We start from the raw sequence: 10,936 nt of genomic DNA on the forward strand, positions 1-10,936 counted from the left end.
GCGGACCAAACGGCCACGCTCTCGATTCGCGTCACGTGTTATTCGGTTTCCAGATCGATATCGATGCCGAGGGAACGAATTTCTTTGATCAACACGTTGAAGGACTCGGGCATGCCCGGCTCCATACGGTGATCGCCGTCCACGATGTTTTTGTACATCTTGGTACGACCGTTCACATCGTCCGACTTCACTGTGAGCATTTCTTGCAGAGTGTATGCAGCACCGTATGCTTCCAGTGCCCAGACCTCCATCTCCCCGAAACGCTGACCACCGAACTGAGCCTTACCACCCAGCGGCTGCTGGGTAACCAGGCTGTACGAACCAGTAGAACGAGCGTGCATCTTGTCGTCTACCAAGTGGTTCAGCTTCAGCATGTACATGTAGCCAACAGTAACCGGGCGCTCGAACTTGTTGCCGGTACGACCGTCGAACAGCTGCATCTGGCCGCTTTCCGGCAGGTCTGCCAGTTTCAGCATGGCCTTGATTTCGCTTTCCTTGGCACCGTCGAACACCGGGGTAGCCATTGGAACGCCGCCGCGCAGGTTCTTCGCCAGATCCAGGATTTCCTGGTCGGAGAAGGTATCCAGCTCTTCGTTGCGACCGCCGATCTCGTTGTAGATCTCGTGCAGGAACTTGCGCAGGTCTGCGACCTTGCGCTGCTCTTCGATCATACGGTTGATCTTCTCGCCCAGACCTTTGGCCGCGAGGCCCAGGTGGGTTTCAAGGATCTGACCAACGTTCATACGCGAAGGTACGCCCAACGGGTTGAGGACGACGTCGACCGGGGTGCCATTGGCATCGTGCGGCATGTCTTCAACCGGCATGATCACGGAGACCACACCTTTGTTACCGTGACGACCGGCCATCTTGTCGCCCGGCTGGATGCGGCGACGGATTGCCAGGTAAACCTTGACGATTTTCAGCACGCCTGGAGCCAGGTCATCGCCCTGCTGCAGTTTGCGCTTCTTGTCTTCGAACTTGTCGTCCAGCAGACGGCGGCGATCAACGATGTAGGCCTGGGCCTTCTCGAGCTGCTCGTTCAGAGCGTCTTCAGCCATGCGCAGTTTGAACCACTGGCCGTGCTCAAGACCGTCGAGAATTTCGTCGGTGATGTCCTGACCTTTCTTCAGACCTGCGCCGCCTTCGGCCTTGTGGCCTACCAGAGCGGAGCGCAGACGTTCGAAGGTCGCGCCTTCAACGATACGGAACTCTTCGTTCAGATCCTTGCGGATCTCGTCGAGCTGGGTCTTCTCGATGGACAGTGCACGAGCATCACGCTCAACGCCGTCACGGGTGAAGACTTGTACGTCGATGACAGTACCTTTGGTACCGGTAGGTACACGCAGGGAGGTGTCTTTAACGTCGCTGGCTTTTTCACCGAAGATGGCACGCAGCAGCTTCTCTTCCGGAGTCAGTTGGGTCTCGCCTTTCGGAGTGACCTTACCCACCAGGATGTCGCCTGCGCCAACTTCAGCACCTACGTAAACGATACCGGCTTCGTCCAGCTTGTTCAGTGCAGCTTCACCCACGTTCGGGATGTCTGCAGTGATTTCCTCAGGCCCAAGCTTGGTGTCACGTGCCACACAGGTCAGTTCCTGAATGTGGATCGTGGTGAAGCGGTCTTCTTGAACCACACGCTCGGACAGGCAGATGGAGTCTTCGAAGTTGAAGCCGTTCCATGCCATGAACGCGATGCGCATGTTCTGACCCAGAGCCAGTTCACCCATATCGGTGGACGGGCCATCGGCCATGATGTCGCTACGCTGAACGCGATCACCCTTGCTCACCAGCGGACGCTGGTTGATGCATGTGTTCTGGTTCGAGCGGGTGTATTTGGTCAGGTTGTAGATGTCGACACCGGCTTCGCCAGTTTCTACTTCGTCATCGGCAACACGAACCACGATACGGCTGGCATCAACAGAGTCGATAACGCCGCCACGACGAGCCACGACGCAAACGCCGGAGTCACGGGCTACGTTACGCTCCATGCCGGTACCTACCAGCGGCTTGTCAGCACGCAGGGTCGGTACAGCTTGACGCTGCATGTTGGAACCCATCAATGCACGGTTGGCGTCATCGTGCTCCAGGAACGGGATCAGCGACGCTGCAACCGAAACTACCTGCTTCGGAGAAACGTCCATCAAGGTGACGTCTTCCGGCGCCTTAACGGTGAACTCGTTCAAGTGACGAACAGCTACCAGCTCGTCGATCAGGACTTTCTTGTCGTTCATCGTGGCCGAAGCCTGAGCGATCACGTGATCAGCTTCTTCGATGGCGGACAGGAACACGATCTCGTCGGTGACCAGAGCGTCTTTCACCACACGGTACGGGCTCTCGAGGAAGCCATACTGGTTGGTACGCGCATAAGCGGCCAGGGAGTTGATCAGACCGATGTTCGGACCTTCCGGCGTTTCGATCGGGCAAACACGACCGTAGTGCGTCGGGTGTACGTCACGAACTTCGAAGCCAGCACGCTCACGGGTCAGACCGCCCGGGCCCAGTGCGGATACACGGCGCTTGTGGGTGATCTCGGACAGCGGGTTGTTCTGGTCCATGAACTGGGAAAGCTGGCTGGAACCGAAGAACTCTTTTACCGCCGCAGCCACTGGCTTGGCGTTGATCAGGTCTTGCGGCATCAGGCCTTCGCTTTCAGCCATCGACAGACGCTCTTTGACCGCACGCTCAACACGCACCAGGCCAACGCGGAACTGGTTCTCGGCCATTTCGCCTACGCAGCGAACACGACGGTTACCCAGGTGGTCGATGTCATCGACGATGCCTTTGCCGTTACGGATGTCGACCAGCGTCTTCAGTACCGCGACGATGTCTTCCTTGCACAGCACGCCCGAACCTTCGATCTCGGTACGACCGATACGACGGTTGAACTTCATCCGGCCGACCGCAGACAGGTCATAGCGCTCAGGGCTGAAGAACAGGTTGTTGAACAGGGTTTCGGCAGCGTCTTTGGTTGGTGGCTCACCAGGACGCATCATGCGATAGATCTCGACCAGCGCTTCCAATTGGTTGCTGGTGGAGTCGATCTTCAGAGTGTCGGAGATGAACGGACCGCAGTCGATGTCGTTGGTGTACAGGGTCTCGATGCGAACAACCTGGGCCTTGGCGATTTTCGCCAGGATCTCGGTGTTCAGCTCGGTATTGCACTCAGCCAGGATTTCGCCTGTAGCCGGGTGAACGATGACCTTGGCGGTCGTGCGACCCAGAACGTAGTCCAGAGGCACTTCCAGCTCTTTGATACCAGCCTTTTCGATCTGGTTGATGTGGCGCGCAGTGATACGACGGCCAGCCTCAACGATGACCTTGCCTTTCTCATCCTGGATGTCCAGGACAGCAATTTCACCACGCAGACGCGAAGCGATCAGCTCCAGCTTGAGGGTTTCATCCTTCAGGCTGAATACGTTGGTGGTATAGAAAGCGTCCAGCACTTGCTCAGTGGTATAGCCGAGCGCACGCAGCAGTACCGAGGCCGGCAGCTTGCGACGACGGTCGATACGCACGAACACGCAGTCTTTCGGGTCGAACTCGAAGTCCAACCACGAACCGCGGTACGGAATGATCCGCGCGGAGTACAGGAGTTTGCCGGAGCTGTGCGTCTTGCCGCGGTCGTGGTCGAAGAACACGCCCGGGGAACGGTGCAGCTGGGAAACGATTACACGCTCGGTACCGTTGATAACGAAGGTACCGTTTTCAGTCATCAATGGGATTTCGCCCATGTAGACTTCTTGCTCTTTGATGTCCTTGATCGCTTTGTTCGACGATTCTTTGTCGAAAATGATCAGACGGACTTTTACCCGCAAAGGTACGGCGTACGTAACGCCACGCAACACGCATTCTTTGACATCAAATGCCGGTTCGCCCAGGCGATAACCGACGTACTCCAGCGCAGCATTGCCGGAGTAGCTGATGATCGGGAAAACGGATTTGAAGGCCGCATGCAGGCCCACGTCGCGGAACTGATCTTTGGTCGCTCCCGCCTGCAAGAATTCACGATACGAATCCAGCTGGATAGCCAGAAGGTACGGGACATCCATGACGTCCGGCAACTTGCTAAAGTCCTTGCGGATACGTTTTTTCTCAGTATATGAGTAAGCCATCAGCGTTCCCCAGCTTGGTCACCTGCTTGTTTGGCCCCTCCGACGGGAGCAGCCAGAAAATCTTGCAAACCCCATGGTTTGCACCACCGCTTCGGGTGGCTACAGCGCGTTAATGGCGGCGACCGAGTCGACAGCCAAGAACGGAAAAAGGCCGGTGGCAAGAGCCACCAGCCATCAGCCTTCAGCTTAACGCTTGGGCTGGAGACGCAAGGTCGATGCTTACTTCAGCTCGACTTTAGCGCCTGCTTCTTCCAGAGTAGCTTTGGCTTTGTCAGCTGCGTCTTTGGCAACAGCTTCCAGAACCATGGCAGGAGCGCCGTCAACTACAGCCTTGGCTTCTTTCAGGCCCAGACCGGTCAGTTCACGTACTGCCTTGATCACGTTTACTTTCTTCTCGCCAGCTTCGGTCAGCATGACGTTGAATTCGGTTTGCTCTTCAACAACGGCAGCAGCAGCAGCTGGGCCAGCGGAAGCAGCGGCAGCGGAAACGCCGAATTTTTCTTCGAAAGCTTTGATCAGCTCAACAACCTGCAGAACCGACATTTCAGCTACGGCGTTGAGGATATCGTCTTGGGAGATAGACATTGCTGTATTTCCTGAATTGGGGGACGGCCTACGCGGCCATCGAAATAAACAAAAATACGCGAGAGAAGTTGCTCAGCCTTAGGCTGCGGCAGCTTCTTTTTGCTCGCGAACTGCAGCCAGAGTACGAGCCAGCTTGCTGGTAGCGCCTTGAATCACGCTCATCAGCTGCGAAATGGCTTCGTCGCGGGTCGGCAGTGTTGCCAGTACGTCGATTTGGTTAGCTGCGAGGAACTTGCCCTCGAACGCAGCTGCCTTGATCTCGAACTTATCCTGACTCTTGGCGAACTCTTTGAACAAACGGGCAGCAGCGCCTGGATGGTCCTTGGAGAACGCGATCAGAGTCGGGCCAGTGAACACGTCGTTGAGAACACTGTATTCAGTGTCAGCAACAGCGCGCTTGAGCAGGGTGTTACGTACAACACGTACGTATACGCCAGCTTCACGAGCCTCTTTACGGAGTCCGGTCATAGCGCCTACTGTCACACCACGGGCATCAGCCACGACAGCGGACAGAGCAGCTTTGGCAGCCTCGTTGACTTCAGCGACGATGGCCTTCTTGTCTTCGAGATTAATTGCCACGGGTTTAACTCCTGCTTGTTACCGTTTCATCTGGCCGAGGCCGGATGTCGTTTTGGTGTCTGATTCGGTAAGGAACCGGGAGCACCATCTGCGTAGGCTTGTTGGTTTAAGACTTGCGTCGCCTACGGTCTTGGATAGCCCCCGCCAGGCAGGGACCCCAATCTTTCAATTGGCGCAATCGCTTGCGCCAATTTGTGTCTTATACGTCCAGCGAGCCTTGGTCGATGACCAGACCTGGGCCCATAGTGGTGCTCAGGGTAACGCGCTTGACGTAGATGCCTTTCGAGGAAGCTGGCTTGATACGCTTCAGATCAGCGATCAGGGCTTCAACGTTTTCCTTCAGCTTGACGGCGTCGAAGCCGACCTTGCCAACGGAGGTGTGAATGATGCCGTTTTTGTCGGTGCGATAACGAACCTGACCAGCCTTGGCGTTTTTAACCGCGGTAGCTACGTCTGGCGTTACGGTGCCGACTTTAGGGTTAGGCATCAGGCCACGTGGACCCAGGATCTGACCCAACTGACCTACAACGCGCATTGCATCCGGGGAAGCAATAACGACGTCATAGTTCAGATCGCCGCCTTTCATTTCGGCAGCCAGATCGTCCATACCAACGCGATCAGCGCCGGCAGCCAGAGCAGCTTCAGCCGCCGGGCCCTGAGTGAAGACAGCAACACGTACAGTCTTGCCAGTACCGTGTGGCAGCACAGTAGCGCTACGAACGACCTGGTCGGATTTACGCGGGTCAACACCCAGGTTCACAGCAACGTCAACAGACTCGCTGAACTTGACAGTCGACAGCTCGGTCAGCAGAGCAGCAGCGTCTACGAAGTTGTAGGACTTGCCTGCTTCGATTTTGCCGGCGATAGCCTTTTGGCGCTTGGTCAGCTTAGCCATTACACACCCTCCACGTTAAGGCCCATGCTACGAGCAGAACCGGCGATGGTACGCACGGCTGCATCCATATCAGCTGCAGTCAGATCCGCGTTTTTGGTTTTCGCGATTTCTTCCAGCTGAGCACGAGTTACGGTGCCAACCTTAACGGTGTTCGGACGAGCGGAACCGCTAGTCAGACCAGCAGCTTTCTTCAACAAAACCGAAGCCGGGGTCGACTTGGTTTCGAAAGTAAAGCTACGGTCGCTGTATACAGTGATGATCACTGGAGTCGGCAGACCTGGCTCAAGACCCTGAGTACGGGCGTTGAAGGCCTTGCAGAATTCCATGATGTTCACGCCGTGCTGACCCAGAGCTGGACCGACGGGTGGGCTAGGGTTGGCCTGAGCGGCCTTCACTTGCAGCTTGATGTAAGCGGTAATCTTCTTGGCCATGAGGCACTCCAATTACGGGTTCAAACGCCTAGAAAGGCTCCCCGGTTACTTGCGCGTTTATCCCAGTGACGACAAAACCCCACAGCCTAAGGCTGCGGGGTTGGGATGCTTTTTCAGCTAGACCTTCTCGACCTGGCTGAACTCCAACTCTACCGGAGTAGAGCGACCGAAAATGAGCACTGCCACTTGGATCCGGCTCTTTTCGTAGTTAACTTCTTCGACGGTGCCATTGAAATCAGCGAAAGGACCATCTGTAACACGAACAACCTCACCCGGCTCGAACAATGTCTTCGGCTTGGGCTTGTCGCTACCGTCAGCAACACGACGCAGAATTGCTTCTGCCTCCTTGTCAGTGATCGGAGCAGGCTTATCAGCAGTACCGCCAATGAAACCCATGACACGAGGAGTATCCTTGACCAAGTGCCAAGTACCTTCATTCATGTCCATCTGTACCAGCACGTAGCCAGGGAAGAACTTGCGCTCACTCTTGCGCTTCTGGCCATTCCGCATTTCAACCACTTCTTCAGTGGGAACCAGAATTTCGCCGAAGCCATCTTCCATGCCTGCCAGCTTTACGCGCTCCAGCAAAGAGCGCATAACATGCTTCTCGTAACCCGAGTAAGCATGCACAACGTACCAACGCTTAGCCACGGGACACCCTTAGCCAACAATCAAGGAAACAAGCCAGCCGAGCAGGGAATCGAGCCCCCACAACAGCAACGCCATAACCAGAACAACAGCCACAACAATCAATGTGGTCTGCGTGGTTTCTTGGCGAGTCGGCCAAACGACTTTACGAATTTCGGTGCGAGCTTCCTTTACCAGGACCGCGAAAGACTTGCCTTTAGCAGTCTGCAGGCCTACAAAGGCAGCTACAGCAGCGAGGGCGAGCAATGCGAGGACACGGTACAGGATCGGCGAAGCAGAATAGTACTGATTGCCAACAACGCCTACGACCACCAAGGCGACTACAGCGAGCCACTTGAACAGATCGAAACGAGAGCTTTGAGCTTCAGCCTTAGGAGTCATCTATGAAGATCCTGTGAAAAGAAAGCCAGACACACCACGTGAATCTGGCAGGTCAGGAGGGAATCGAACCCCCAACCTACGGTTTTGGAGACCGTCGCTCTGCCAATTGAGCTACTGACCTAAAACAAAATCAGGCCGACCATTATGCAGGCCTGAAAAAGACTTTACAACAACCAACCCCAACAGACTTGAAATCACCTGACAATCACAGCCAGACATAACACGATACAAGCCGAGGCGGCTGTTAAAACAAAGGCAGATATTTTCATATCTGCCTTGTTATATGGAGCTCTTGAGCGGATTTGAACCGCTGACCTCACCCTTACCAAGGGTGTGCTCTACCAACTGAGCTACAAGAGCAAAACACCTTGCACAACCTGCAAACTTGGAGCGGGTAGCGGGAATCGAACCCGCATCATCAGCTTGGAAGGCTGAGGTTCTACCACTAAACTATACCCGCGGAGCTTGCAGCTCACGCTAAAAATGGTGGAGGGGGAAGGATTCGAACCTTCGAAGTCGTAGACGTCAGATTTACAGTCTGATCCCTTTGGCCGCTCGGGAACCCCTCCTAAGCGAGCCGGCATTCTACATCACGCCGGCCTTCTGTCAAGCATTTTCTCATTAAAAATATGAGGTTAGCTGCGTTGACCTTCGTTTCACCTTGAAGCCCTTAAAGGTCTTCACTGCGAAGCGGGCGCCATTCTATGCAAACTATTCGAGAGTTGCAATGCCTTCGCACAGCATTATTTTATGTTTTAACTCATTGAATTCATTAGCAAGGCTTTCAAAGGGCAGATCGTCAGCCAAGCGCCTACTCTCAGGGGCTACTCGCAACCAGTAACCCGAGGCTTCAGGCGCGCTCAACAATTGAAGCCTGACCCTTATGTCCAAGCTTGTCAGCCGCTGCTCGAGAGAGAGCGCCTGGTGACGATCCGAGAAACCACCAATGTACAGACAGGTGCTTTGTGCATCAGCCCCCCTTGCTCGATCACGCCGCGCCACCGTGTCGGCAGACTCACTCAGGAGCCGAATATCTTGCTGCGTTCCACGATAGAGACTCAATGGTGTGACGTCCTTGGCACGCAATGGAGCTTCTTGCTGATGCCAGACGTAGTAGAAAACATTGAGGACAAGTAAAAGCAAAAACAGCCAGCGCATAATCACCTCAAGACAAAGGACACGCCATTGCCAAACCAACAAACACAAGGTCCGGGACCAAACAAGCCTGAGGTGCAGCATCCCTGACCAGGTCGGCATCCCCCCCCGTCAGGAAGACAGTGAAATCCTCGCCCCAATAGCTTCTCGCCAATTCAAGCTGGGTCAACACGAACCCTCTTAGCATAAGCGTACAACCGCGCTCGACAGCCTCTACGGTCGTCCGCCCAGGAGAGAGACGCTCAAGAGCTCTCTCAGCCGCGGCATCGTCATAACGTATCTTGCGCGTATGGGTTCGCAACTGATTGCGCATAAGTGGCAAGCCCGGGCAAATAAACCCACCCAAGTGCTCACCATCAACATCAATAAAGTCTGCGGTCGCCGCCGTACCAAAATCGAGCACTACGCATGCGCCGGACGCTAACTTATATGCACCCAGCATCGCCAACCAACGATCCAGCCCAAGCCGCTCGAACTCTTCGTAGCCATTGTGCACACCGGCCATTTGTCGCGCGGAACCCGCACAGGAAACGGTAACGCCAAATGCCTTCACCAACGCCGCTACCAGCTTGTCGGTTTCCTCAAGCGCTCGAACACTCACTAACCGACAACGCGTGAGCAGAAGGCCAGGAAGCGCTGTCAGGCTCTCAATCAACGCATCATCCGAACCCACCACGCCTTCGGCGGAGACACTTGCATCACTCGCCTCAAGCACGCGCCACTTTATGAAGCTGTTCCCACAGTCGAGCTCAAGAATCATCACGCAACCTCAGGCTTAACTCACCACCGCTGTATATTTTCTCGACGCCATCGACATTCAAGCGCAACGCGCCCTGATGATCCACGCCCAACACCACCCCATCAATCTGGGTAACACCAGCAACGAGAGACACAGGCTTGCCCTGCCACAAGTGATGCCGCTCCCACTCATCTTGCAGCCCGGCAAAACCGGCAGTCTTATGTCGATCCAGATAGCCTTGCAACTGCATCCCCAGACGCGCCACCAATTGGTTGCGATCAATAGCAGAACCGGTCTCGAGCTGAATTGAAGTCCATTGCTGATCCACATCATCGGCTTTCTGCATATTCACATTGATGCCTATCCCTAGGACAACGTGACAGATATCCGCAGGATCCCCCACCAGCTCCAGCAAGATGCCAGAAATTTTCTTGCTCCCGACCAAGACGTCGTTTGGCCATTTCAAAGCCGCGCCCTGTACACCGGTCTCACGCAACGCCTGCATAACGGCTAAGCCAACTACGAGACTCAACCCCTCCAACTGTCGCAGACCACCTTCAATGCGCAGCACGAGGCTGTAGTAGACATTTTGCGCAAACGGACTGACCCATTTTCGACCACGCCTTCCCCTACCAGCCGTCTGCTGCTCCGACAGTACGACAAAGGGGGCTGCGCACCCTGAGTCAACGAGACGCAAAGCTTCGGCGTTAGTGGAGTCGATGGAATCGAAAATATGAACTGGCCAGGTTAAAGAGGCCGCATTCAGGGAAATTTGCTCTGCACTCAAGAACACCAACGGCGCAGCCAATTGATACCCACGACCTCGGACCTTATGAATGGGCAGCCCTAACTCTGCCTCAAGATGCTGAAGCTGCTTCCACACAGCGCTGCGACTGACGCCCAGGGCGGCGCCAAGCGCTTCTCCAGAATGGAATCGACCGTCTTTCAGTAGTTTCAACAACATCAGCATGCAAATATCGCCTCACAATGAGGCACGCATAATAGCCATGCGTAAGGTCATTGCATAGAAACGCAGGGCGTTTGCACTCAGGACATGAGCGATGGTTTTTTAGTTTTTTCGACCGCCCAAAACAAAACCCCTGTCTGCGTTAGCAAACAGGGGTTCTGGAATTTAATCTTGACGATGACCTACTCTCACATGGGGAAACCCCACACTACCATCGGCGATGCATCGTTTCACTGCTGAGTTCGGGATGGGATCAGGTGGTTCCAATGCTCTATGGTCGTCAAGAAATTCGGGTACTGAGTCGCGACCAGTTGGTCTCGCTTCAGCAAATTGGGTATGTGATAGTTTTCGGTGTTTTGTGAGCGTCGAACTTTCGGTTCATCTTCGTCTTCACACACCGCAATCTGATGCTCGTTAGAGTAGTCAAATTGCTTGGGTGTTATA

The 10,936-nt window shown here is 54.9% G+C and carries 10 protein-coding genes, 4 tRNA genes and 1 rRNA gene; all 15 read right to left on the reverse strand.

The genetic code is table 11. The features are described from left to right. Window positions 1–38: 38 nt before the first annotated feature. The 15 genes from rpoB to rrf all read right to left on the reverse strand — a co-directional run bounded on the left by rpoB (window position 39) and on the right by rrf (window position 10,777). The gene (gene rpoB / locus TK42_RS25235) at window positions 39–4,112 is read right to left on the reverse strand and encodes a DNA-directed RNA polymerase subunit beta (protein WP_019819139.1); all 4,074 of its coding nucleotides are present in this window, start codon (window positions 4,110–4,112) and stop codon (window positions 39–41) included. A gap of 219 nt (window positions 4,113–4,331) precedes the next feature. Further along, the gene (gene rplL / locus TK42_RS25240) at window positions 4,332–4,697 is read right to left on the reverse strand and encodes a 50S ribosomal protein L7/L12 (RefSeq protein WP_005791984.1); all 366 of its coding nucleotides are present in this window, start codon (window positions 4,695–4,697) and stop codon (window positions 4,332–4,334) included. A gap of 78 nt (window positions 4,698–4,775) precedes the next feature. After that, complete coding sequence (gene rplJ / locus TK42_RS25245) at window positions 4,776–5,276, reverse strand: 50S ribosomal protein L10 (protein ID WP_003232405.1); 501 nt, start codon at window positions 5,274–5,276, stop codon at window positions 4,776–4,778. Between the two features lie 199 nt (window positions 5,277–5,475). Then, complete coding sequence (gene rplA / locus TK42_RS25250) at window positions 5,476–6,171, reverse strand: 50S ribosomal protein L1 (RefSeq protein ID WP_003176434.1); 696 nt, start codon at window positions 6,169–6,171, stop codon at window positions 5,476–5,478. Next, the gene (gene rplK / locus TK42_RS25255) at window positions 6,171–6,602 is read right to left on the reverse strand and encodes a 50S ribosomal protein L11 (protein WP_003176435.1); all 432 of its coding nucleotides are present in this window, start codon (window positions 6,600–6,602) and stop codon (window positions 6,171–6,173) included. Before rplK ends, rplA begins: the two co-directional genes overlap by 1 nt. 117 nt (window positions 6,603–6,719) lie before the next feature. Beyond that, window positions 6,720–7,253, reverse strand: a complete 534-nt coding sequence (nusG, locus tag TK42_RS25260) for a transcription termination/antitermination protein NusG (RefSeq protein WP_003176436.1) — start codon at window positions 7,251–7,253, stop codon at window positions 6,720–6,722. 9 nt (window positions 7,254–7,262) lie between these two features. Then, complete coding sequence (secE, locus tag TK42_RS25265) at window positions 7,263–7,631, reverse strand: preprotein translocase subunit SecE (RefSeq protein WP_005791990.1); 369 nt, start codon at window positions 7,629–7,631, stop codon at window positions 7,263–7,265. Window positions 7,632–7,676: 45 nt separating this feature from the next. Further along, a tRNA-Trp gene (locus TK42_RS25270) sits at window positions 7,677–7,752 on the reverse strand. Window positions 7,753–7,915: 163 nt separating this feature from the next. Continuing rightward, window positions 7,916–7,991 (reverse strand) — tRNA-Thr (locus TK42_RS25275). A 26-nt stretch (window positions 7,992–8,017) separates the two neighbouring features. Beyond that, window positions 8,018–8,091 (reverse strand) — tRNA-Gly (locus TK42_RS25280). A gap of 24 nt (window positions 8,092–8,115) precedes the next feature. Then, window positions 8,116–8,200, reverse strand: a tRNA-Tyr gene (locus TK42_RS25285). A gap of 142 nt (window positions 8,201–8,342) precedes the next feature. Continuing rightward, complete coding sequence (locus TK42_RS25290) at window positions 8,343–8,789, reverse strand: hypothetical protein (protein ID WP_005791992.1); 447 nt, start codon at window positions 8,787–8,789, stop codon at window positions 8,343–8,345. Between the two features lie 7 nt (window positions 8,790–8,796). Then, a complete protein-coding gene (locus tag TK42_RS25295) occupies window positions 8,797–9,546 on the reverse strand; it encodes a pantothenate kinase (RefSeq protein WP_103735412.1) in 750 nt (249 codons plus the stop codon). After that, window positions 9,536–10,495, reverse strand: a complete 960-nt coding sequence (birA, locus tag TK42_RS25300) for a bifunctional biotin--[acetyl-CoA-carboxylase] ligase/biotin operon repressor BirA (protein ID WP_032879211.1) — start codon at window positions 10,493–10,495, stop codon at window positions 9,536–9,538. Before birA ends, TK42_RS25295 begins: the two co-directional genes overlap by 11 nt. 166 nt (window positions 10,496–10,661) lie before the next feature. Beyond that, window positions 10,662–10,777 (reverse strand): 5S ribosomal RNA (gene rrf, locus TK42_RS25305). Between the last annotated feature and the right edge of the window lie 159 nt (window positions 10,778–10,936).

This window comes from Pseudomonas sp. GZJR-8 (genome assembly GCF_002916705.1).
Taxonomy (GTDB): Bacteria; Pseudomonadota; Gammaproteobacteria; order Pseudomonadales; family Pseudomonadaceae; genus Aquipseudomonas; species Aquipseudomonas synxantha_A.